Origin of the sequence: Bradyrhizobium sp. CCBAU 11386, assembly GCF_028128955.1 — a bacterium.
Classification (GTDB): domain Bacteria; phylum Pseudomonadota; class Alphaproteobacteria; order Rhizobiales; family Xanthobacteraceae; genus Bradyrhizobium.
Genome location: NZ_LBKA01000028.1, coordinates 1 through 23,776 on the forward strand (window position 1 = coordinate 1; position 23,776 = coordinate 23,776).

Below are 23,776 nucleotides of genomic sequence, written 5' to 3' on the forward strand. Positions count from 1 at the left end.
TTATCTATCGATGCAGAAGGTAGGAGTACCGAACAACTGGCCTTCGCCAAACCTCTCCCTGTGGCTATGGGTCCCGGCCCCCGTGCGCAATTGCGCACTAGGCCGGGACGACACCGGGTGTTTGGTTAGCAGCCCACCCTAATCCTCGACCCCGTACCGGTGCAGGTCATTCCCGTACGTGTCGAGCCACTTCTTGGCGCGCTCCATCGAGGGGCAGACTTTGCCGCAGATGCGCCAGAACCGCGTCGAGTGGTTCATCTCGACGAGATGGGCGACCTCATGCGCGGCGAGATAGTCGAGCACGTAGGGCGGCGCGAGGATCAGGCGCCAGGAGAACGACAGCGAGCCCGCCGAGGTGCAGGAACCCCAGCGGCTGGACTGGTCGCGGATCGACAGGCGCTTGACCCTGACGCCGAGCTCGGCGGCATAGGCTTCGGCCGAACGCTGAAGATCGTGGCGCGCCTCGCGCTTGAGGAAGTCATGGACGCGGCGGTCGGCATGTTCGACCCCGCCGGCGACGCAGAGAATGCGTTCACCGCTGTCGCGCACCTCAGTCCACACCGTGCCGCGCGCACCGGCGCGATGAACGATGCGATGGGGAACACCGCGGAGCGGTATCACTGTGCCAGGCTGGAACGGCGCGGCCTTCGGCAAACGCCCGAGACGCGCCGCTATCCATGCACCGTGACGCTGCGCGAAGTCCTTGGCTTCGGCGAGCGTGCCGCGCGGCGGCATGGTGAGGATGGCTTCGCGATCGCTCGGATGAATTCTGAGCGTGTAGCGGCGCGCGCGTCTGTGCCGACGCAGCCGAATCGCAAAAAACTGCGATCCATGGGTGATGACGAGGGTCTTCGGTTCGTGGGGCCGCCGATAGAGGAGTGCGCGAGTGGCCATGTCTGTCAGTCCGGGGAGCAGGAGTTCGCCCGGATTCTGCCATAACCGCCGCCAGGGAAAGCGCTCGGCGCAAAAACAAATCATTTGCCCAATATACAGGGGTCTGGCGTCCGGGAGACCCTACAGACTGGGGTTGGAACCCGCTTTTTTCGCCCCCGCTGAATGCATGCGGCACCCCCAAGGGGTGAGGGAGGACTCACTCCTATAAAGCTACCTAAATACCGCGAATCTGGACGGGAACAGGCCCTGCCGGGACCTCCGGCAGCACCCGAATTTTCGACGGGAAAGCCGAAATACGCGTTTTCTTTGCGCGAACCGGTCCCCACGTCGCTCGAAAACGCTCTACTCGGCTGCGAGCGCCTGCAACGAGCTCGGATTCGCTGCGGAGACCATGAAGTCGTGAATCCGCGGCACGATTTCCGACTTGAAACGTGAGCCGTTGAACACGCCGTAATGTCCGACGCCCTTCTGGACGTAATGAACGCGGCGATGATCGGGGATCGAGCTGCACAATGCGTGCGTTGCTTCGGTCTGACCGAGGCCGGAGATGTCGTCGTTCTGGCCTTCGACCGTCATCAACGCCACGCGCCTGACCTTGGAGGGATCGACACGGGTTCCGCGATGGGTCATCTCGCCCTTCGGCAGCGAGTGCTTCACGAACACGGTGTCGACGGTTTGCAGGTAATACTCGGCGGAGAGGTCCATCACCGCGAGATATTCGTCGTAGAAGTCGCGATGCTTGTCGACGAGATCGCCGTCGCCCTTCACCAGATTGGCGAAGAGCTGCTTGTGGGCATCCATGTGGCGGTCGAGATTCATGCTGATGAAGCCGTTGAGCTGCAGGAATCCCGGATAGACGTCGCGCATCATGCCCGGGTGCGGGAACGGCACCTTGGTGATGACGTGGTTGCGGAACCAGTCGATGCCGCGCTCCTGGGCGAGGTCGTTCACGCCGGTCGGATTGCGGCGGGTGTCGATCGGGCCGCCCATCAGCGTCATCGAGGTCGGCACGAACGGATCGCGCTGCGCTTCCATGATCGAGACGGCGGCGACGACGGGCACCGAGGGCTGGCACACCGCCATGACATGGGTGTTGCCGCCGAGGACGTGCAGCATCTCGATGACGTAGTCGATGTAGTCGTCGAGATCGAAGCGGCCGTCGCTCAAGGGCACCATGCGGGCATCGGCCCAGTCGGTGATGTAGACCTCATGCGCGGGCAGGAACGCCTCGACCGTGCCGCGCAGCAGCGTCGCATAGTGGCCGGACATCGGGGCAACGATCAGCACGCGCGGCTGCGGGCTGCGCAGCGGACGGGTGAACTTGCGATCGAAGTAGAGCAGCCGGCAGAACGGCTTTTCCCAGACCGAACGGATCTCGACGGGGACGCGGATGCCGTTGACCTCGGTGTCGTTGAGGCCCCATTCCGGCTTGCCGTAGCGGCGCGTGGTGCGCTCGAACAATTCGCAGGCCGCGGCGACCGACTTGCCGACCTCGGTGCGCGCCCAGGGATTGAGGGGATTCTGAAACAGGAGCCTGGTCGCATCGGTGACCGCACGTGCCGGATTGAGAGAGGCGTGCGCCATCTCGTACATCCAGTACATCGGCGTCGTCAGAACCGGACTGCCTTCTGCAGCCAGGGGCGGCGCGCCGCCAAACTCACCAATAGGCATCGCTATATCCCTCTTCGCATCGCAGCATACTGCCGAATGCGCAATATTGCGTCAATGCATGGTTCCGTACATCTACGTAGCGGAGGCGGTTAAATCAGCCTGAATCCACGGGAAAGTGAACCTATTCGCCGCCCGACAGCAGCGAGCCGTTCTTCCTGGCGCTGCGCAAAAGGGCAAGGAATGCCCCAAAAGATGCAACCAGGAGGCCCGCATTGATGGCCAGCGCCTCCAGCATCAGGTCGGTGCGGAAGGTGTTCTCGATCAGCAGTGCACGCATCCCCTCGAACACATAGGTCGGCGGCAGCGCCCAGGCGACGACTTGCAGCCAGGCCGGCAGCACGCTGACGGGATAGTAGATGCAGGCGAGCGGCATGATCGCGAACATCAAGGTCCAGACGATGCTCTCGGCGCCAAGGCCGTTTCGCAGCACGAGCCCCGAGACGAAGATGCCGACCGACCAGCTGGTGAAAATCAGATTGCAGAAGAACGCGATCAGCGGCAGGCCGAGGCTGTAGACGTTGAAGTGAAACAGGAACAGCGCGAGCAGCGTCATCGGGATCACGCCGATCGCGAGCCGGATCAGGCTCATGATCATCAGCGACAGCAGAAACTCGATCGGCCTCAAGGGGCTCATCATGAGGTTGCCGAGGTTGCGCGCCCACATCTCCTCCAGGAAGGAGATGGAGAAGCCGAGCTGGCCGCGGAACAGGATGTCCCAGAGGATGACGGCGCCGATCAGCGTGCCGCCGGCGCGCGCGAAGAAATTGGCGTTTTGCGCGATGTAGAGCTGGAGGAAGCCCCAGGTGATGACCTGGAGCGCCGGCCAGTAGAGCAGCTCGAGCAGCCGCGGCCAGGACGACATCAACAGGTACCAATAGCGCAGGATCATCGCGCCGATGCGCTGCATGGAGATGCCGCGGTGAAGGGAAAGCTCGGTCATGGCGCCCTCCCGTAGCCCGGATGAGCGAAGCGACATCCGGGACTTTGCTGATGGCGTTCCCGGGTATCGCTTCGCTCACCCGGGCTACGACGACGGCTACGGCCCAAACACACAAACTCGCTCATCCCGCCGCCTCCTGAGCTCCGTTCACCCGGCCGCGGGCGACGTCCAGAAACACCTCCTCCAGCGTGGTGCGGTTGTAGCGGGCCATGATGGCCTCGGGCGTGTCGTCGTCCTCGATGCGGCCGCGCTTCATGATGATGACGCGGTCGCACAGACGCTCGACCTCGAGCATGTTGTGCGAGGCCAGGAGGATGGTGGCGTTGTTCTCCTTGCGATAGCGCTCCAGATGGCCTCGCACCCAGTCGGCGGTGTCAGGGTCGAGCGAGGCGGTCGGCTCGTCCAGGAGCAGCAGCTCGGGTTGGTTGATCAGCGCTTTCGCCAGCGCGACGCGGGTCTTCTGGCCGGCGGAGAGCTTGCCGTTGGCGCGGTCGATGAAATCGGTGAGGTCGAGATCGTCGGCGAGCCTGGCGATGCGGTCGGCGAGATTCTTCACCGCATAGAGCTTGCCGAAGATGGTGAGGTTCTGACGCACCGTGAGCCGCATGGGCATGTCGACATAGGGGCTCTCGAAATTCATCCGGCCCAGCACGGAAGCGCTCTCCTCGGGCATCCTGTGACCGAGCACCTGCACGCGTCCGGAGGTCGGCAGCACCAGGCCCATGATCATCGCGATGGTCGTGGTCTTGCCGGCGCCGTTACCGCCCAGCAGCCCGGTGATGCTGCCGCCCGGCAGCGAAAACGAGATGTCGTCGACGGCGCGGGTCTGCTTGTAGAACTTGACGAGGTGATCGACCGCAATTGCCGCAGAGGAGCTGCGCTCCGCGACAGTCGGCGGACTTGAAGCTTTGTCGTTCCCGGTCATGCTGGGCCGTTCTTCTGCTATTGCAGCTGACAGCGCAAGGCTTGTAATCCGGGCGGTTCCACCAGCCGCGCGTTTGTGACCAGAAGGCACCGCCACATTGGCCGACATGACCGAAATTGCCGCTTCCGACTTTCGTCCCGCGCAGCGGCATATCCGCCTGGACACCATCCTGCGGCTGCGCTGGCTCGCGGTGCTGGGCCAGCTCGCCGCGATCTTCATCGTGGCGCAGGGGCTGGAGTTCAACGTCGAGATCGTCCCCTGCGTCAGCATCATCGCCCTGTCGGCCGCGCTCAATCTGGCGCTCCAGACCGTCTCCAATCCGCTGCAGCGGCTGGAGCCGATGCAGGCGGCCGGACTGCTCGCGCTGAACATCGTGGAGCTGGCCGGCCTCTTGTTCTTCACCGGCGGGCTCCAGAACCCGTTCTCGTTCCTGTTCCTCGCGCCGGTGCTGATCTCGGCGACCGCGCTGCCGGCCCGCTTCACCTTCGGGCTTGGCGTGCTGGCGGTCGCCTGCGCCTCGGTCCTGTTCTTCTTCCATCTGCCACTGCCCTGGGATTCCGACGATCCGCTGGTGCTGCCGCCGATCTATCTCGTCGGCGTCTGGCTCTCGATCGTGCTCGCGATCGGGGTCACCAGCCTCTACTCGTTCCAGGTGACCGAGGAGGCGCGCAAGCTTGCGGATGCGCTGGCCGCGACCGAGCTGGTGCTGACGCGCGAGCAGCATCTGACCCAGCTCGACGGCCTCGCCGCCGCGGCCGCGCACGAGCTCGGCACGCCGCTTGCGACGATCTTCCTGATCTCGCGCGAGCTGGAAAAGACGGTGAAGGACCCGGGCTTTGCCGCCGATCTGAAAACCCTGCGCGAGCAGACCCAGCGTTGCCGCGACATCCTCAGCAAGATCACCCAGCTCTCCTCCACCGGTGCGCCGTTCGACCGCATGAAGCTGTCGGAGCTGATCGAGGAGGTGGTGGCCCCGCACCGCGATTTCGGCGTCGACATCAAGGTGCGGATCGCGGTGGCCGCCTTCGCCGAGCCGGTCGGCTCGCGCAACCCGGCGATCCTCTACGGCGTCGGCAACATCGTCGAGAACGCGGTCGATTTCGCCCGCACCACCGTCGAGGTGAACGCGTGGTGGAATAAGGACACGATCGAGCTCCTGATCTCCGACGACGGCCCCGGCATTCCGCCCGATATCCTCAACCGGATCGGCGAGCCCTATCTGTCGCGGCGGCGCACCCAGGATGATTCCGGCGGCGAACGGCGCGGGCTCGGATTGGGCGTGTTCATCGCGCGTACCCTGCTCGAACGCACCGGCGCCAAGGTCTCGTTTACCAACCGGATCTTCCCGGAACACGGAGCGGTGGTCCAGATCACGTGGCCGCGACAGCGTTTTGAGGCTATCGAGACGCTTGAAGAAACAATAGGATAGGCCGCGACCTTGCGTCGCACAGACGGCCCGATCGACTATCGGCGGCCTTGGCGCCGGCCGGTTGCGAGGCCATATGTGGACGCGCAGGAGAGAGGACCACACCTTGAACGCCATCGCGGAACTGAACGAACAGACCGACCGCTCGCTTCTCATCGTGGAGGACGACAAGCCGTTTCTGGAGCGGCTGTCGCGCGCCATGGAGACCCGCGGGTTTGCGGTGACGTCCTGTGACACCGTCTCGGACGGTCTTGCGCAGATCGGCAAGGCGGCGCCGGCCTTCGCGGTGGTCGACTTGCGACTCGGCGACGGCAACGGCCTCGACGTGGTCTCGGCGCTGAAGAAGAAGCGCCCGGATGCACGCGCAATCGTGCTCACCGGCTATGGCAACATCGCCACCGCGGTGACAGCGGTGAAGATGGGCGCGATCGATTATCTCTCCAAGCCCGCGGATGCCGACGACGTCGTCGCCGCGCTGCTGTCGACCAGCGCAGAGAAATCCGAGCTGCCGACCAACCCGATGTCCGCCGACCGCGTCCGCTGGGAACACATCCAGCGCATCTACGAGATGTGCAACCGCAACGTCTCGGAAACGGCGCGGCGGCTGAACATGCACCGCCGCACGTTGCAACGCATTTTGGCCAAGCGCGCGCCAAGGTAACGGTTTCGTAGGGTGGATTAGCCGAAGGCGTAATCCACCTTTTCTCGTGCGGCAGAAGTGGTGGGTTACGCTACGCTAACCCACCCTACGCATTCATTCCCAGAAATCTTCGTGCCCCTGCGGATCGACCAGACGGTTGATCCGCAGCGCCGCCGCCATCGCAAAGCGCACCGTCATCTGCTTGCGCGTGGCGGCCGCGATCTTGTGCTCGGGCGCCTCGCAATGCAGATGCGCGCCGTAGGCGTCGGCGATGATCAGGCCGGTGTCTTGCGGAAAGATCTCGCACGGCAGGTCCTGCGTGAAGGCGAAGAACAGCCGGTCGCAATGGACGCGGTACTCGTGCCATTTCTGATCGGCGCGCAGATCCTCCACCGACGACTTGATCTCGACGATCCAGATCTCGCCGCGCTCGTTCAGCGCCACCAGATCGGCGCGCCGGCCCGAGGGCAGCGGCAATTCGCTGATGCAGGAGAAACCAAGCGAGCGCAGCAGCCGCGCCGTGCCGCGCGCGATCGCCAGCGCCGTCTCCGACTGGCGGCGGTCCGGCGGCGGCACGAGGGCGATGTTGCGGGCGCTGCTGTCCATGGGAGGAGTTTAGCCGATTCCGTTGGTGTGCACACATCATTCGATGGAAGTGAACTGCGGCCCCATTCTCCGCCGTCGTCCCGGCCTAGTCCGGGACGACAGCTAGGATGGCGGCGCGACTATCACGCCCTCATTGCCGCGCAGATCCAGTACTCCTTCCAGCCGCTCGCCCTCACGATCCAGAAACGTCGACAGCAGGATCTCGCTGCCGAAGCGGATCGTGCTGGTGGTGACGGCGATCGGGTCGGGACCGAGATTGAGCGCCACGATCACCGCCCTGCCCTCGGCCTCGCGGCGGTAGATCAAGAGATCGCCCTGCGCCGCGATCGGATGATAGTTGCCCGCCACCAGGGGCGGGCTGCTCTTTCGCAGCACGATGAGCCGCTTGTACAGGCTGAGGATCGAGCGCGTGTCGGCTTCGAGATTGACGACGTTCTCGTGGATATGATCCTCGGGCAGCGGCAGCCACGGCCGGACGTCCGAGAAGCCGGCGAAGTTCGAGGAATCCCACTGCATCGGCGTGCGGCAGCCGTCGCGGCCGACGCCGATGCCGGGCACGTTCTTCTCGAAGGGGTCGCGCACGTCCTCGGGCGCGATCGCGAGCTGATGCATGCCGATCTCGTCGCCGTAATAGAGCGTCGGCGTGCCGCGCAATGTCAGCAGCAGCATGGCGGCGACGCGGGCCTGCTCCGGCCCGACGCGGCTTGCCACGCGCGGACGGTCGTGATTGCCGAGCACCCAGTTCGGCCAGGCGCCTTTCGGCAGCGCCTTCTCGTAGTCGTCGATGATCTTCTCGATCGAGCGCGCGCTCCAGAAGGTCGAGAGCAGCGCGAAGTTGAACGGCATCTGCGCGCCGGTGAGGTCGTTGCCGTAATAGGCCATCAGTCGGTGCAGCGGCAGATAGATCTCGCCGATCAGCACGCGGGCACGATACGCATCGGTGACGCGCCGCATCTCGGCGATGACGTCATGCACCTCCGGCTGGTCGGTGGAATATTGCGTCATGATCTTTTCGTGCGCCGGCCGGCCCTCGACATAATGCGGGTTCGGCGGATTATCGCGAAACCCGGCGTCCTTGATCAGGTGCCAGATCACGTCGACGCGAAAGCCGTCGACGCCCTTCTCAAGCCAGAACCGCATCACGTCGTAGATCGCGGCGCGGACGTCCGGGTTGCGCCAGTTGAGGTCCGGCTGCTGGGCGAGGAAGGCGTGGTAGTAATATTGACCCGTCGTCTCGTCGAACTGCCACGCGCTGCCGCCGAACTCGGACAGCCAGTTGTTCGGCACGCCGCCATCGGGTGCCGGATCGCGCCAGACGTACCAGTCACGCCTGGGATTGTCGCGCGAGGACCGGCTCTCGACAAACCAGGGATGCTGGTCGGAGGTGTGGTTGGGCACGAGGTCGAGGATCAGCTTGAGGCCATGCTCGTGCGCGGCAGTGAGCAGCGCATCGAAATCCGCCATCGTGCCGAACAGCGGATCGATGCCGGTATAGTCGGAGATGTCGTAGCCGAAATCGGCCATCGGCGAAGAGAAGATCGGCGACAGCCAGATCGCGTCGACGCCGAGCGACTTCACGTAAGGCAGCCGCCGCAAGATGCCGGCGAGATCGCCGACGCCGTCACCGTCGCTGTCCTGAAACGAGCGCGGATAGACCTGATAGAAGATGCCGTCGCGCCACCAATTCCCGTCGCCCTGTGTCATGTCGGAGAACCCACCCGAATATCTGCCTCGCGCGAGAGAACGCGGAAGCAACGCCCCCGGTTCAAACCAGCAGGCGAATTGGGACGGCCGTGTGACGGCCGAGGCGGCTGTTCCGGGCCTGGGCCACGAATCTTTTGCTTGGCGGCATGGCAAAAATCGGCATTGTGGCGCCATGACCGAGCAAAATGACACCCAAGAGTCCCCGCAAAAATCCTCGCAGGCCAAGGCCGGCGCGATCATCGTCCCCGTGACGCTGTTCGAGCAGAACTGCACCATCATCTGGGACGAGCCCGGCAAGAAGGCCGTGGTGATCGATCCCGGCGGCGACGTGCCGAAGATCCTGGACGCGATCAAGCAGACCGGCGTCACCGTGGAGAAGATCTGGCTGACCCACGGCCATATCGACCATGTCGGCGGCGCCGCAGAGTTACGCGATGCGCTGAAGGTGCCGATCGAGGGACCGCATGCCGCCGACAAATTCCTGCTCGACAACGTGGTGGAGAGCGGCGCGCGCTTCGGCATGACCGGCGTGCGCAATTTCGCGCCGGACCGCTGGTTAGAGGAGGGCGACAGCGTGTCGATCGGCGGCTTGCAGTTCGACATTCTGCACTGCCCCGGCCATTCGCCCGGCAGCGTGGTGTTCTTCAACAAGGAATTACGTTTTGCCCATGTCGGCGACGTGCTGTTCGCAGGCTCCGTCGGCCGCACCGATCTGCCCGGCGGCAGTCACGCGACGCTGATCAACTCGATTCTGACCAAGCTGCTGCCGCTCGGCGACGATGTCGGCTTCATCTGCGGCCATGGCGCCGGCTCGAGCATCGGCCAGGAGCGGATGACCAATCCGTTCATCACCGGCGAGATGTGAGCGCCTATTCCGCCGCGTCTGCGAGGGCTGCGGGTTCGCTCAGGTTACGTTCGCCCCAGTCGCGGATCGCGGCGACGACAGGCACGAAACTCTTGCCCTTGCGGGTCAGGCGATACTCGACCTTCGGCGGCACCTCGCCGAAATCCTTGCGGTCGATCAGGCCGCTTTGCGTCAGCGCCTTCAATTCGCGGCTGAGCACGCGCGGGGTGATCTCCGCGCTGCCTTCCGTGCCGCGCAACAGGCCGCTCCTGATCTCGCCATAGCGGCGCGGGCCGTCCTTGAGGTCCCAGACGATGCGCAGCTTGTACTTGCCGCTGATCATCTTCTGAAAGGCCGCGACCGGGCAGGTGCGCGCCGGAATTGCCTTTGCCATGTCGTCTCCTCCATGCGCAGGATTCTTGTTTTGACGCGTTTTCTTTACGCGAACCGGTATCCACTTCGCTTGAAAACGCTCTGGCTGAGGATAGGAGCCACGGCGAAAAAGTCCATACTATCAATTTTGTCCATACTTGCAGGATCGCGCGCAAGGCGCAGATGATGATGCACATGACGAACAGGGAGCGTCACATGAAGCACTTCATGATCCGATACGAATTCAGGAACGGCACCACGGAGGCCTGGCACCAGGAGATCAGCCGTTTCATCAAGGCGATCGACGGCGATCCGGAACTCAAGGGACGGATCGGCTATCGTGTCCTCAAGAACCGCGACGATGGCAGCTATTTCCACCTCGCCAGCGTCACCGATGATGCCGCGCAAAAGACGCTGCAATCGCGCGACTTCTTCAAGGCCTATCAGGAGATGACGCGAAAGGTCGCCGGCGGCGAGGTGACGGTGACGCCGATCGAGTGGATCGATCAGACGGCGTAGCCTTTGCAGGAGTGACGCGACGGCGTCGCCACAAATTCCGCAGTCGTCCCGGACAAGCGTAAGCGCAGATCCGGGACCCATAACCACAGGGAGATGTGGATACGGGGACTCGGAGTTACGCCTTCGCGCCTGACTTTGCCCGGTGGCTATGGGTTGCCGGATCGGCGCGCGCTTGAGGCGCGCTTGTCCGGGACGACGAACTGGGGCTTACTTCATCAACCCCGCGGCGGTCAGCGCGCGCGTGATGATCTGGCCGAGGTCGAAGCCGCGGGCTTCCTCGCGCTTCGGCTCGGCCGGTTCGGCGACCGCGGCGCGGATCGAGCGGGCCAGATGCGGCGCGGGAGTCAGCGCCGGCTTCGGCGTTGCAGGCTTTGCCTCCGCCTTCTTCTTCGCCGCGTCCGGAATCCAGCCGGTCAGGCCGAAGAACTTTGCGATGTGGTAGGACGAGGAGATGCCGGCCTCGATCAGGAACGCGCCTTCGACGCCATAGCGCTGGTCGTTGTCGGCAAGGCCGAGCGGCGTGCCATGCGCCATGTCGGTGATGGCGTAGGACTCGACCAGCGTCTCGCCGTCCTTGTTCCACCAGGCCTGGCGGGGATAGCCGTCGACATTGGTCTCGGCCATCGGCACGTCAGGCAGGTCGTGCAGATCGAGCCACTGCTTGACGATCTCGTTGGCGTTGCCGGGATTGACGGTGCGGTCGGCACTGCCGTGCCACACCGACATCTTCGGCCAGGGGCCGCGATAATCGGAAGCGTTGCGCACGAGATCGCCGAGCTCGCGCGCGGGACGCGCCGGCGAATGGAACATGCCGTCCAGCGCTTCGCGCAAATTCGAGGCGATGCCATAGGGCAGGCCTGCGATCACCGCGCCGGCCGCGAAGACGTCCGGATAGGTCGCGAGCATCGCCGACGTCATGCCACCGCCGGCGGAGAGGCCGGTGATGAAGACGCGCCTGGGATCGATGCGGTGCGTCTTGACCATATGCGCGATCATCTCGCGGATCGAGCGCGCCTCGCCGCTGTCGCGCGCAGTGTCTTCCGGATTGAACCAGTTGAAGCAGGTGTTGCCGTTGTTGACACGCTGCTGCTCGGGCATCAGCAGCGCGAAGCCGTAGTGCCGTGCGAGCGTCGACCAGCCCGCGCCGAGATCGTAAGCAGCTGCGGTCTGTCCGCAGCCATGCAGCACCACGACGAGCGCGCGCGGCATCTGCATCTGCGCCGGCGCGAATGCGAACATGCGAAGATTGCCGGGATTGTCGCCGAAGTCCGTGACTTCCGCCAACGGACTGGACGCATCCGCGCTGCGGCCGAAGTCGGCAAAGCGCAGACCGTCCACCTTTGGCAGACGTCTCAAGAGATCGACATTTCTGGCGAGGGACACGGCAACTCCTGGCAGGCGACTTTCAACGTTCAGCCAAACCAGATAGTTGCTGCATCGCAAAATGAAAAGTGTGTGTGCTGTCAATTACCAGAAATTCACGGAGAATCCGCACGCATTAACCGCAATGCCTCAACTTCGTGCAGATGCGCGGCGCATCCACGCCAGAAATGCGGCGCAGACCATAATTAATGTCACAAACAGCGCGAGCGAGACGAGAAATCCTGCGCGCGGTGATTGCAGAGCTTCGAGCGCGAAGAACAATGCGCCGATTGCGGCCACTCCGGCCGCATTTCCGATCTGCGCAATGGTGCCGTACATGCCGGAGGCCGAGCCTGCGGCGACGGGCTTCACGGTCGAGAGCACCGCGCCGGACAGCGGCGCCATCACCAGGCCCTGACCGTAGCCGAAGATGATCATGGTGAGCGCAAGCCCGGTCGGCGTCGGCGCGTCGACATAGACTGCGACCAGCGCAAGCGCGGCGAGGCCGGCGATCTGAAGCGCGCAGCCCTCGATCAACACCTTGGTGCCGCGATGGCGTGTCCGCGCGCCGCTGTGACGCGAGGCCACGACGAAGGCGAGCGCGAGCGGAACGAAGGCCATGCCGGCTTCGAGCGGCGGGATCTTCAGGCCGCGCTGCATGAACAGCGTCATGACGAGATAGAACGAGAGATTGGCAAGGAAGAAAAAGAACGCGGCACCGAGACCGCGCAGGAACGCCGCATCCGCCAGCAGCGTCAGATCAATCAGCGGCATGCCGCCGGCGCGCCCGACCGCGTGCTCGAGCTTCAGGAACACCACAAGGATCACACCGCCGGTCGCCATCACCGCCCACAGCCACGACGCCCAGCCGACATCGTGGCCGAACAGCAGCGGACCGATCAGGCACAACAATCCTGCGAACAGCACCACACTGCCCTTGATATCGAGCTTTGTACCGGCCCGGCGCGGCACCGACGGCATGATGCGCCAGGCGGCAACCGCGATGACGAGGCCACAGGGCACGTTGACGAAGAACACCGAACGCCATCCGGTGCCGGCGAGATCGAGCGTGACGAGAAGGCCGCCGAGCAGGAAGCCCGCCGCGCCCGCAAGCCCGAGCACGATGCCGTAGACGGCAAAGGCGCGGTTGCGCTGTTCGTCGGTGAACAACAGATGCAGCGTCGCCAGCACCTGCGGCACCATCAGCGCGGCGGTGGCGCCCTGCGCCAGCCGCGCGATGATCAGCTCCGCGCCTGACAGCGCCAGCCCGCACCACAGCGAGGTCAGGGTGAAGCCGAGCACGCCGGCCAGGAACACGTTCTTCGTGCCGTGGATGTCGCCGAGGCGGCCGCCGGTGACGACCAGCGTGGCATAGGCGATCAGATAGATCGCGATGACGGATTCGATCTGCGCCGGCGTTGCGTGCAGATCGACGGCGATGGTCGGAATGGCGACGTTGACCACAAAGGCGTCGACGCCGAACATGAACTGGGCGGCGACGACGATGGCGAGCACCCACCAGCGGCGCGACGAAGCGATCTGCCTTGTGACGGTTTGATGCATCGGCGCGCGGCCCTTCCGGAATTTATTTCGCGCAATGCTCTCAGATCGGCGTCATCCGCGCGATTACCTCCGAGGTAGGACTTGCCGCCTTCTTGCCGCTTTGGCCCGATTGCTGCATGTCGGTTCCCGCTGGTCCCGCAGGGTTCGGAAGCCTTCCGATGTACGATTACGACATGGTGGTGATCGGCTCGGGCCCGTCAGGGCGCCGGGCCGCGGTGCAATGCGCCAAGCTCGGCAAGGCCGTGCTGGTGGTGGAGAAGGGCCGGCGGGTCGGCGGCGTCTCCGTCCACACCGGCACCATTCCCTCCAAAACCCTGCGCGAGACCGTGCTCAATCTGTCCGGCTGGCGCGAGCGCGGCTTCTACGGCCGCTCCTACCGGGTGAAGCAGGACATCGCGGCCAGCGACCTGATGACCCGGCTGCAGAAAACCCTCGATCATGAGGTCGAGGTTCTCGAGCATCAGTTCAGCCGCAACCTGGTGCGCACCGCCAATGGCGAGGCGCGCTTCGTCGCGCCGCATCAGGTCGAGATCACGAGCGCGATCGGCGAGGTCAAGGTGGTGTCGGCCGCCTTCATCCTGATCGCCTGCGGCACGCGCCCGTTCCGGCCCGACTACGTGCCGTTCGACGGCACCACCGTGCTCGACAGCGACGAGATCATCGAGCTGCCAAAGCTGCCGCGCAGCCTGGCCGTGATCGGCGCCGGCGTGATCGGCGTCGAATACGCCACCATCTTCAGCGCGCTCGACGTGCCCGTGACCCTGATCGAGCCGCGGCCGACCTTCCTCGACTTCATCGACAAGGAATTGATCGACGAGTTCATGCACGAGCTGCGCGACCGCAATGTCGCGCTGCGGCTCGGCGCCAAGGTCAATTCGATCGAGAAGAATGCGCAGGGCAATATCGTCACGCATCTGTCGGACGGGCGGCACGTCACCACGGAAATGCTGCTGTTCGCCGCCGGCCGGGTCGGCGCCACCGACCGCCTCAACCTCGAGGCCGCCGGCATCGCGGTTGACCATCGCGGGCGCATCACGGTCGATCCTGTCACGTTGCAGACCAGCGTGCCGCACATCTACGCGGCCGGCGACGTCATCGGCTTCCCGAGCCTGGCCTCGACCTCGATGGAGCAGGGCCGCGTCGCGGCCTGCCACGCGCTCGGCATGGAGCCGTTGGCGCCGCCGGAATTCTTTCCCTACGGCATCTATTCGGTGCCGGAGATCTCGACCGCCGGCCTCACCGAAGAAGAGGTGCGCACGCGCGGCATTCCCTACGAGGTCGGCATCGCCCGCTTCCGCGAGACCTCGCGCGGCCACATCATGGGGCTGAACAGCGGCATGATGAAGATGATCTTCTCCACCAAGACCCGCCGCCTGCTCGGCGTGCACATCCTCGGCGAAGGCGCGACCGAGCTGATCCATATCGGCCAGGCCGTGCTCAACCTCAAGGGCGGCATCGACTATTTCATCCAGAACACGTTCAACTATCCGACGCTGGCGGAGGCATACAAGATCGCCGGTCTCGATGCATGGAACAGGATGACGAGGTGATTGTCCCTCGCCTCTCCCCGCTTGCGGGTGAGGGGGACCCTCCGCGAGTCGTCTGCCCACTGGAACGCCCCCTCTCGACACGTCATTGCGAGCGTAGCGAAGCAATCCAGAATCCCTCCGCGGAACGACTCTGGATTGCTTCGCTGCGCTCGCAATGACGGCGTGGGGCCATCTCGAAAAACCCAACGACCTCCGTCCCCGCGGAGACTCCCCCTCACCCCTCCCTCTCCCCGCAAGCGGCAGGGGAATCGCATATGGGTTTTGGCTAGCTATTGCATTGTAAGGCAAGACAGATTCTGAAGACGACTCCTGGATTATGGAGGGGGTCGAATGAAGGAGTTCAAGAAGGCCTTTCGGTGGTTGCCGGACCCGCGTGCGGACAATGCCAGGCATGATCTGTTGGAAGTGCTGTTCATCGCACTGGCGGCGATGCTGTGCGGGGCGGAGTCGTGCTCGGACATGGCGGACTTCGGGCAGTCGAAGGAGGAACTGCTGCGGCTCTTTCTGCGCCTGGAGCACGGCATCCCGAGCCATGATACATTCAGTCGGGTGTTCCGCCTTCTCAGACCGCAACCCTTTGAGCGCGCATTTCGTCGCTTCATGGCGGCCTTTGCCAAGGCCAACCGCATCAAGCTGACTGGGGTGGTAGCGGTTGACGGCAAGGCCCTGCGCGGGGCCTACGAACGCGGCGGCAAGGCCACCCCGCTGCACATGGTCAACGTCTTCGCGGTGGATGCCCGCATGGCCTTGGCTCAGCAAAAGGCATCTGGTCGCAACGAGACGTCGGGAGCTTTGGAGGTGCTGGACCTCCTGTCGCTGGAAGGCTGCATCGTTACCGCCGATGCGCTGCATTGTACCCGCGCGTTTGCGGCGACGGTGCGCGAGCGCGGCGGCGACTATGTTTTGGCGATCAAGGCCAACCGCGGGCGCTTGTTCACCGCCGCGACCCAACAATTTGCGCGATCGGGTAAGCGCAGCACAGCTGAGCAGATCGACCCTTCCACCCACGATCGACGCGAAGTGCGACGTGCCACGATCATGCGCAATACCAGCTTGGCAGGCCTCTACGGCTTTCCAGGGGTCGCCGCGATAGGGCGCATCACCTCGCGCAGGCGCCTGCGAGGCAAGCCGGCCGATGCGCCTGTCGTGCGCCACTATCTCCTGTCCAAATACATCGCTCCCAAGCGGCTGCTCCACGTCACACGCAGCCATTGGGGCATCGAGAACCAACTCCATTGGGTGCTCGACGTCCATTTTGCCGAGGATCGCGACCGCTCGCGCTGCGACCATGCGCCCGAGAACCTTGCCATTCTGCGCAGGCTCGCCCTCAACATCCTGCGAACTCACCCAGATACAGCATCCCTGCGGCGCAAAATTAAGCGCGCAGGCTGGGATAACGCCTTCCTCATGGCAGCCCTTAGCCATATGCGATAGCCCTGCCGCAAGCGGGGAGAGGGAGAAGAGGCATCTCGCCTCACTTCATCGCATGCCTGCATTCCGCCGCGCGGGACATCGCGCGATTGCGTTCGCTCTGTCCAGCAACTAGCCTCACCGTCTCAACAAACAGAAAATTCAGCCGGAGAGAACGCCATGGCGCGCCTGAAGTTCGGAGCCTTTCTTGCCCCGCATCACCCGATCGGGGAGCATCCGATGCTCCAGTTCCGGCGCGATCTCGACCTCGTCGAGCAGCTGGACAGCCTCGGCTATGACGAGTTCTGGTGCGGCGAGCATCATTCCTCCGGCTGGGAGATGATCGCCTCGCCGGAGATGTTTTTGGCCGCAGCCGGCGAGCGCACCAAGCGGATCAGGCTCGGCACCGGCGTGGTGTCGCTGCCCTACCATCACCCCTTCAACGTCGCCCAGCGCATGGTGCAGCTCGATCACATGACCGGCGGCCGCGCCATCTTCGGCTCCGGTCCTGGTGCGCTCGCCTCCGACGCGCACACGCTCGGCATCGACCCGATGACGCAGCGCGACCGCCAGGACGAGGCGATCGGCGTGATCCGCCGCCTGTTCAACGGCGAGCGCGTCACCGCCAGGAGCGACTGGTTCACCATGAACGACGCCGCGCTCCAGCTCCTGCCCTTGCAGGAAGAAATGCCGTTCGTGGTGGCCTCGCAGATCTCGCCCTCCGGCATGACGCTCGCCGGCAAATACGGCATCGGCATCATCTCGCTGGGCTCGATGACGACACAGGGGCTGATGTCGCTGCAGCAGCAATGGCAGTTCGCCGAGGACGCCGCGAAGAAGCACGGCACCAAGGTCAACCGCGCCGATTGGCGCGTGCTCCTGACCTGGCATGTCGCGGAGACCCGCGAGCAGGCCCGCCGCGAGGCCGGCGCCGGGCTGATGCGCTGGCACAACGAATATAATGTCGGCACGTTGCAGCGGCCGGGCCTCACCGCGTTCGCCTCGCCCGACGAGGCCGTGGACAAGACCGCCTTCGTCGAAGGCGCCGCCTCTGTCATCGGCACGCCCGACGACCTCGTGAAAATGATCAAGAACGTGATGCAGGTCTCTGGCGGCGTCGGCGCCGTGATCGGCTTCGTGCACGACTGGGCCAACCCGGAGAACACGCGCCGGAGCTGGGACCTGGTCGCGCGCTATGTGGTGCCGGAGATCAACGGCTATGTCGATGGTCTCCGCAAGTCGCAAAAATTCGTGATCGAGAATCGCGCGATCTTCGAACGCGCGGGCCAGGCCGTGATGGCCAAGATCATGGAGAACGAGAAGGCCGCCGAAGCGCTGAAGGTCACCGGCCCCGGCCGCGTCGCCATTCCCACCGTCAACGCCCCGGATTTGCAGAAGGAAGCGGCGAAGCGGTAGCCGTCACTCCACACGTCGTCCCGGCCTAGTTGCGCAATTGCGCACTAGGCCGGGACGACTCACGGAGAGCGTGTGACGATTTTGTGCGCAAAACGATCGCAGCGTCATCGCACCCGGATGTGCTATGCTGATCCGGTCAGCCAACCGGAGCAATCGTCATGTCGATGCAGAATGTGGCCGCCCCCGCGCTCGGCTTCACCGCGCCCAGGCGCAACGAGCTGACGCACATCCCCGGTGACGAGGGCTGGCCGATCATCGGCAAGACCTTCCAGGTGCTGGCCGACCCCAAGGGGCATATCGAGGCGAACGGCGCCAAATACGGCCCGGTCTACCGCACCCATGTTTTCGGCGAGACCAATGTCGTGCTGCTCGGACCCGAAGCGAACGAGCTCGTGATGTTCGACCAGCAAAAACTTTTCTCGTCGACGCACGGCTGGAACAAGGTGCTCGGCCTGCTGTTTCCGCGCGGATTGATGCTGCTCGATTTCGACGAGCACCGGCTGCATCGCAAGGCGCTCTCGGTCGCGTTCAAGTCCGGACCGATGAAATCCTATCTCGGCGATCTCGACCGCGGCATCTCCGCGCGCGTCGCGCAGTGGAAGGCCAAGCCCGGCGAGATGCAGCTTTATCCGGCGATGAAGCAGCTCACGCTCGATCTCGCCGCCGCGTCCTTCCTCGGCGCCGACATCGGGCCGGAGGTCGACGAGATCAACCGCGCCTTCGTCGACATGGTCGCGGCCGCCGTCGCACCGATCCGCCGTCCCCTGCCCGGCACGCAGATGGCGCGCGGTGTCGCGGGCCGCAAGCGCATCGTCGCCTATTTCCGGCAGCAGATTCCGCTCCGCCGCGGCAATCACGGCGGCGATGATCTGTTCTCGCAGCTCTGCCGCGCCACCCATGAGGACGGTGCCCTGCTGTCCGAGCAGGACATCATCGACCACATGAGCTTTTTGATGATGGCGGCGCACGACACGCTGACCTCGTCGCTGACCTCCTTCATCGGCGAGCTCGCCGCCAATCCGGACTGGCAGGACAGGCTGCGCGCGGAGGTTCTCGCGCTCGGTCTTGCCCCGGGCGCGCCAAGCAGCTTCGACGATCTCGAGAAGATGCCGCTATCCGAAATGGCGTTCAAGGAAGCGCTGCGGATCAAGCCGCCGGTGCCGTCGATGCCGCGCCGCGCGATGCGCGACTTCACCTTCAAGGGGTTCAGGATTCCCGCCGGCACCGCGGTCGGCGTCAATCCGCTCTATACGCATCACATGAAGGACATCTGGCCGGAGCCGGACCGCTTCGATCCGCTGCGCTTCACCGAGGAGGCCCAGCGCAACCGCCACCGCTTCGCCTTTGTGCCGTTCGGCGGCGGCGCGCATATGTGCCTCGGCCTGCACTTCGCCTATATGCAGGCCAAATGCTTCGCGCGGCACTTCCTCCAGAACATCGAAGTGTCGCTGGAGCCGGGCTACAAGCCGGACTGGCAGATGTGGCCGATCCCGAAGCCGCGGGATGGCTTGCGGGTGCGAATGAAGGCGGTGTGATATTTCTCGTGTCCCGGACGCGCGAAGCGCGAGCCGGGACCCAGAATCTTGAAGCGCGCTCGGTTCGGAGAGATGGGCCCCGGCTCTGCAGCGCACCCTGAAGGAGCGCTGCGCTGCGTCCGGGGCACGAGAACCAACTGGGTATCGTAGGGTGGGCAAAGGCGCGGAGCGCCGTGCCCACCATATCTTGCGGAAGACGCATTGGTGGGCACGCTTCGCTTTGCCCACCCTACGAATCTCGTCATTGCCGGGCTTGACCCCGCAATCCATCCTCTTCACAAACTTTCTTGATGGATGCGCGGGTCAAGCCCGCGCATGACGAGTGTAACAAAACGGCCGCCTACGCCCCCTGATCGAACGCCTTGCGCAAGGCCACATACCCCTGCTGCTGCTGGCTCCAGTTGCGGCCGCCGGTGATGGCGCCGTCGATGACGAGGTCATGGCCGTTGATGAAGCTGGATTCGTCGCTGGCCAGGAACACGGCGGCCTGGGCGATGTCGTCCGGGATGCCGGCACGCGGAATCGGCTGCGCGGTCTTGTAGACCTCGCGCATGACCGCCGGCGTCTTCTCCGCGGCATCGGTCGGCAGCCCCAGCGCCTTGCCGAAAATGCCGGTCGCGATCGCGCCGGGTGAGATCGAGTTGACGCGGACGTTGGATTCGCCGAGCTCCATCGCCACGCATTTGGTGAGATGGATCACCGCCGCCTTGGCCGCGCCGTAAACCACCGACGAGGAGAAGCCGGCGAGCCGGCCAGCGATGCTGCCATTGTTGATGATGCTGCCGGACCCCTGTTTCTTCATGTAGGGCGCGGCGTGCTTCATGCCGAGCATGACGCTGCGCACCAGCGTCGCCATCGCCGCGTCGAAGCGCTCGACCTCGAGGCCTTCGATGCCGCCGGTCTGCGCCGGCCCGCCGGCATTGTTGAACAGGCAGTCGATGCGGCCGAATTTGTCCACCGCGAGCGCGATCAGCGCCTGCATCTGCGCTTCGACCGTCACATCGGTCTGGCGGAAGACGCAAGTCGCCCCGAGCTGCTTCGCCAGCGCCTCGCCTTCCGGTATGCGCCGTCCCGCGATCACAATTTTGGCACCTTCGGCAACGAAGACTTCAGCGGTCCGTAATCCGATCCCGCTCGTCGCACCCGTGATCACCGCGACCTTTCCGTCCAGCCTGCCCATGGAATGTCCCTGTTTTCGAACCTCTTGACGCCAAACGGCGGATACCGATCGACGACGGCGCCGCGACGGACAGCGCCGCGACGGTCACTATTCCTGCCGGCTCCCGACATGGCAAGCTTTGCTTGCGCTGGCGAGATGCGTAACATTCGCAACGAACGCACATCGCAACCGGGCAGCGCATGGAGAAGCTGATCGACGAATTCCGCAAGGGCTGGCAGGGCGCGGCACCGCCGTCGCTCGGCTTGAGCATTGCCTTTGCGGTGGCCTGCCTGCTGGTTGCGACGCTGGCGCGCTGGGGCCTCGCGCAGGTGCGACCCGACGTCTACTTCACCCCGTACTTTCCGGCCGTGTTTTTTGCCGCCGCGTTCGGAGGCTTCCGGATCGGCGTCGTGACGGCGATCGTCGGCGGCGTGCTCGGCGTCGTCGTGAATTTCAGCGATGCGATTGCCGATCACGCGCGTTTTGCCCTGCTGGCGCTCTACTGGGCCGTCAGCGCGCTGACCATCTGGGGGGTCGAGCACTATCGCACCATGCTGGCGGAGCAGCGCCGGATCTCCAAGCGCCTGATCGAGGAAGAAGACTATCGCAAGCTGCTGGTCGACGAGCTCCAGCACCGGCTGAAGAACAAGCTCTCGACAGTGCACGCCGTGATTCACCAGGTGCTGCATGACCAGCCGCAGGTCTGGGCCCGGGTCGATCCGCGGCTGCGATCGCTGGCCGCAACCGACGATCTGATCTCGCGGATCGACAGGGCCGGCTGCGACATCCGCGATCTCCTGATCTCGGAGCTCGGCCCGTACGGCCACGTCCGCTTCACCCTCAACGGCGACCGGCTGTTCCTGCCGCCGAAGCTCGCGGTCACGCTGTCATTGATGTTTCACGAGCTCGCCACCAATGCGGGCAAATACGGCGCATTCTCCGCGCCGCGCGGTCTGCTGCAGGTGTCGTGGACCGTCGCCGACGATCGCCTGACCATCACCTGGGACGAGACCGAGGGGCCGACCGTGGACAAGGTGTCCGAGCCTGGCTTCGGTACCCAGCTGCTGAAATCGGCACTTTCGGCGTTCGATGGCAGGACCGAGATCTCGTATCTGAAGACCGGGCTGCATTGCATCATGCAATGCCGCATCCCGCGAAGCGAATAGCCGCCAAAGCGAAAGCAGACTCGCGCGCCCCGCTCGCGGTTTCGCTGGGCGCATTGACCCTCTGTTAATGACGATCGGCGCGCGTGCCGCATCGCCGCAAGACACCACCGTATTTCTCCGGACCCCTTAACCAAACTTAAGAGGGAACCACGCAAGATCGCGCCCATTGCAAAGGCGCGCTGAAACAACAAGATTCATGACTTCTATGAACGACAACAGATATTCCGGCGCGAGCGAAGCCGAACTCGGATTTCTCAAGGAAATCGTTAGAATGCTGCCGGCCGGCCTGACCGTGCAGGACGCCCATGGCGAGCTTCTGCTCGTTAACGATGCCGCAGCGGCACAGCTTGGAATAGACGGCAGCCGTCCCTCGCCCGATCTGACGCCGCGCCGGGAAGCCTGCCGGAAGGCGCTGAGCGCCGGCCAGGCGGTCGTCACCGAGGAAGCCCTGCACGACGGCGCGGCGCGCCAAGTGCTGCTCACGACCCATCGTCCGGTTCGCCTCGCCGGACGCGAGCTCCTGATCTCGGCGTCCTCCGACATCACCGAGCAGAAGAATTTCGAGGACCAGCTATTCCGCTCGGCCTATTTCGACGAGCTGACCGGATTGCCATCGCGGCGCGTGATCGAACACCGCGCCAACAACCTGCTCGCGCGCAATCACGGCGGCGAGCGCTTCGCGCTCGCCTTTCTCGACGTCGACAATTTCAAGCACATCAACGACTATTACGGCCACGCCGTCGGCGACGCGCTGCTGGTCGAGCTGGCGAAGCGGCTCGGGCGCGACCTGCGCGATTCCGACATGCTGTCGCGCATCTCCGGCGACGAATTCCTGCTGCTGCTGTCTCCGATCCAGAGCCAGGAGGAAGTCGCCGAATTCATGCAGGCGACGCTGGAGCGGCTGACCGCGCCGTTCTTCATCGACCATTCGGAGGTCTTCGCCTCGACCTCGGTCGGCATCAGCCTCTATCCCGACCACGGAAGCAGCTTCGAGACGCTGCGTCAGAACGCCGACATCGCGATGTACCGCATCAAGAATGACGGCAAGGGATCGGCCGCCTTCTTCGACGCCAGCATGGAGCGCGAGGCGCTGGCGCGGACCAAGATCGAGCAGTCGCTGCGGCTCGCCATCCTCGAAAAGCGCTTCTGCTGCGCGTTCCAGTCCAAGGTCGACATCCGCACGCAGGCCGTGAAGGGCATCGAGGCCCTGGTGCGGCTGCGCGACGACGAAGGCGTGATCCAGGCGCCGGGCTCGTTCATCAACCTCGCCGGCGAGCTCGGACTGATCGACGAGCTGACCCATCTCGTGCTCGCCGAGATCGTCAAGTCGGTCGACCTGATCAACGACACGTTCGGCGCGGAAGCCTCCATCAGCATCAACGTCGCCGCCAGACAGGCCGGCAATCCCGAGTTCATGCGCAGCTTCGCGCAGGCGCTGGACGACACCGGCTTTCCCCAGCGCTTCATGATCGAGCTGACGGAAGAGGCCTTCGTCGCCAAAAGCCATTTCCAGTCGGAAATCCTGCCGATGTTCCGCAAGCTCGGCGTCGGCATCTCGATCGATGATTTCGGCACCGGCTATTCCTCGCTCTCGGCGCTCGCCGATATCACCGCCGACGAGATCAAGATCGACCGCACCTTCATCACCGACATCCATAAGCGGCCGCGCAGCCAGGGCATCCTGCGCGCGATCGAATCCTTGAGCGAAGCGCTCGGCATGACCGTGATCGCCGAGGGCCTCGAATCCTACGAGGAGCTCGCCTACCTCCAGGCCGCAACCAAGATCCGCTACGCGCAGGGCTATTATTTCGCGCGGCCGATCTTCCTGGAGGAGCTGAAGCTCGCAACACCCGTCTCCAGCGAGTCCCGCGCCAGCGTGGCCAGCCGCCCGCTACAGCAGAACCGGCAGGGCTATTCGCGGGCGAGCGGCTATCGGCGGTAGCCCTCGGTGTCGTCCTGGCGAAAGCCAGGACCCATTACCCCAGGGAGATGTTGTGGCACGAGCTGGCAACAACGAGTCGTCGCCAAACTCCTCCCTCGGGTAATGGGTCCTGGATTGCATGTTGTCGGCATC

The 23,776-nt window shown here is 64.4% G+C and carries 20 protein-coding genes; 10 read left to right on the forward strand and 10 right to left on the reverse strand.

What is annotated here, in order from left to right; all coding sequences use genetic code 11:
* Positions 1-138: 138 nt before the first annotated feature.
* The 4 genes from XI09_RS06960 to XI09_RS06975 all read right to left on the reverse strand — a co-directional run bounded on the left by XI09_RS06960 (position 139) and on the right by XI09_RS06975 (position 4,430).
* Positions 139-978: a M48 family metallopeptidase gene (locus tag XI09_RS06960; RefSeq protein WP_271566217.1), complete on the reverse strand. Its 840-nt coding sequence runs from the start codon at positions 976-978 to the stop codon at positions 139-141.
* Between the two features lie 258 nt (positions 979-1,236).
* A complete protein-coding gene (locus tag XI09_RS06965) occupies positions 1,237-2,565 on the reverse strand; it encodes a polyhydroxyalkanoate depolymerase (protein WP_271566218.1) in 1,329 nt (442 codons plus the stop codon).
* A 121-nt stretch (positions 2,566-2,686) separates the two neighbouring features.
* Entirely contained in the window at positions 2,687-3,505 is an 819-nt protein-coding gene (locus tag XI09_RS06970) for an ABC transporter permease (RefSeq protein WP_271566219.1), read from the reverse strand.
* Positions 3,506-3,626: 121 nt separating this feature from the next.
* The gene (locus XI09_RS06975) at positions 3,627-4,430 is read right to left on the reverse strand and encodes an ABC transporter ATP-binding protein (RefSeq protein ID WP_271566220.1); all 804 of its coding nucleotides are present in this window, start codon (positions 4,428-4,430) and stop codon (positions 3,627-3,629) included.
* A gap of 106 nt (positions 4,431-4,536) precedes the next feature.
* On the opposite strand from XI09_RS06975, the gene XI09_RS06980 reads away from it, so the two are divergent.
* Positions 4,537-5,859 carry an ActS/PrrB/RegB family redox-sensitive histidine kinase gene (locus XI09_RS06980; RefSeq protein WP_271566221.1) on the forward strand — a complete coding sequence of 441 codons (1,323 nt, stop codon included), beginning with the start codon at positions 4,537-4,539 and terminating at the stop codon, positions 5,857-5,859.
* Positions 5,860-5,962: 103 nt separating this feature from the next.
* Positions 5,963-6,517, forward strand: coding sequence for an ActR/PrrA/RegA family redox response regulator transcription factor (locus XI09_RS06985; RefSeq protein ID WP_008141807.1), 555 nt, complete (start codon positions 5,963-5,965; stop codon positions 6,515-6,517).
* A gap of 93 nt (positions 6,518-6,610) precedes the next feature.
* Here the strand turns inward: XI09_RS06985 and XI09_RS06990 are convergent, their stop codons facing one another.
* A complete protein-coding gene (locus XI09_RS06990) occupies positions 6,611-7,102 on the reverse strand; it encodes an MmcB family DNA repair protein (RefSeq protein WP_271566222.1) in 492 nt (163 codons plus the stop codon).
* A 102-nt stretch (positions 7,103-7,204) separates the two neighbouring features.
* Positions 7,205-8,806: an alpha-amylase family glycosyl hydrolase gene (locus XI09_RS06995; RefSeq protein ID WP_271566223.1), complete on the reverse strand. Its 1,602-nt coding sequence runs from the start codon at positions 8,804-8,806 to the stop codon at positions 7,205-7,207.
* Between the two features lie 172 nt (positions 8,807-8,978).
* Here XI09_RS06995 and XI09_RS07000 point away from each other — a divergent pair, with 172 nt between their 5' ends.
* On the forward strand, positions 8,979-9,671 hold the full coding sequence (locus tag XI09_RS07000) for an MBL fold metallo-hydrolase (RefSeq protein ID WP_271566224.1): 693 nt from the start codon (positions 8,979-8,981) through the stop codon (positions 9,669-9,671).
* 4 nt (positions 9,672-9,675) lie between these two features.
* On the opposite strand, the gene XI09_RS07005 is transcribed toward XI09_RS07000, so the two are convergent.
* A complete protein-coding gene (locus XI09_RS07005) occupies positions 9,676-10,044 on the reverse strand; it encodes a winged helix-turn-helix transcriptional regulator (RefSeq protein ID WP_092186187.1) in 369 nt (122 codons plus the stop codon).
* A 194-nt stretch (positions 10,045-10,238) separates the two neighbouring features.
* Between XI09_RS07005 and XI09_RS07010 the strand changes: the two genes are divergently transcribed.
* Positions 10,239-10,541, forward strand: coding sequence for a hypothetical protein (locus XI09_RS07010; RefSeq protein ID WP_271566225.1), 303 nt, complete (start codon positions 10,239-10,241; stop codon positions 10,539-10,541).
* A gap of 207 nt (positions 10,542-10,748) precedes the next feature.
* Here the strand turns inward: XI09_RS07010 and XI09_RS07015 are convergent, their stop codons facing one another.
* Positions 10,749-11,924 carry an extracellular catalytic domain type 1 short-chain-length polyhydroxyalkanoate depolymerase gene (locus XI09_RS07015; RefSeq protein WP_271566226.1) on the reverse strand — a complete coding sequence of 392 codons (1,176 nt, stop codon included), beginning with the start codon at positions 11,922-11,924 and terminating at the stop codon, positions 10,749-10,751.
* A gap of 129 nt (positions 11,925-12,053) precedes the next feature.
* A complete protein-coding gene (locus XI09_RS07020; protein ID WP_271566227.1) occupies positions 12,054-13,466 on the reverse strand; it encodes an MFS transporter in 1,413 nt (470 codons plus the stop codon).
* Between the two features lie 158 nt (positions 13,467-13,624).
* On the opposite strand from XI09_RS07020, the gene sthA reads away from it, so the two are divergent.
* From sthA to XI09_RS07040, 4 genes are all read left to right on the forward strand, one after another.
* Positions 13,625-15,016: a Si-specific NAD(P)(+) transhydrogenase gene (gene sthA, locus XI09_RS07025; protein WP_271566228.1), complete on the forward strand. Its 1,392-nt coding sequence runs from the start codon at positions 13,625-13,627 to the stop codon at positions 15,014-15,016.
* A 330-nt stretch (positions 15,017-15,346) separates the two neighbouring features.
* Complete coding sequence (locus XI09_RS07030) at positions 15,347-16,450, forward strand: ISAs1 family transposase (protein WP_271566229.1); 1,104 nt, start codon at positions 15,347-15,349, stop codon at positions 16,448-16,450.
* A gap of 156 nt (positions 16,451-16,606) precedes the next feature.
* Complete coding sequence (locus tag XI09_RS07035; RefSeq protein WP_271566230.1) at positions 16,607-17,842, forward strand: LLM class flavin-dependent oxidoreductase; 1,236 nt, start codon at positions 16,607-16,609, stop codon at positions 17,840-17,842.
* A gap of 158 nt (positions 17,843-18,000) precedes the next feature.
* Positions 18,001-19,377: a cytochrome P450 gene (locus tag XI09_RS07040; protein WP_271566231.1), complete on the forward strand. Its 1,377-nt coding sequence runs from the start codon at positions 18,001-18,003 to the stop codon at positions 19,375-19,377.
* Positions 19,378-19,717: 340 nt separating this feature from the next.
* Here XI09_RS07040 and XI09_RS07045 read toward each other — a convergent pair whose 3' ends face one another.
* On the reverse strand, positions 19,718-20,557 hold the full coding sequence (locus XI09_RS07045) for an SDR family NAD(P)-dependent oxidoreductase (RefSeq protein ID WP_271566232.1): 840 nt from the start codon (positions 20,555-20,557) through the stop codon (positions 19,718-19,720).
* Positions 20,558-20,736: 179 nt separating this feature from the next.
* Between XI09_RS07045 and XI09_RS07050 the strand changes: the two genes are divergently transcribed.
* Both XI09_RS07050 and XI09_RS07055 read left to right on the forward strand, forming a co-directional pair.
* Positions 20,737-21,702: a sensor histidine kinase gene (locus XI09_RS07050; RefSeq protein ID WP_271566233.1), complete on the forward strand. Its 966-nt coding sequence runs from the start codon at positions 20,737-20,739 to the stop codon at positions 21,700-21,702.
* Positions 21,703-21,907: 205 nt separating this feature from the next.
* Positions 21,908-23,644: a putative bifunctional diguanylate cyclase/phosphodiesterase gene (locus tag XI09_RS07055; RefSeq protein WP_271566234.1), complete on the forward strand. Its 1,737-nt coding sequence runs from the start codon at positions 21,908-21,910 to the stop codon at positions 23,642-23,644.
* The last annotated feature ends 132 nt before the right edge of the window (positions 23,645-23,776 follow it).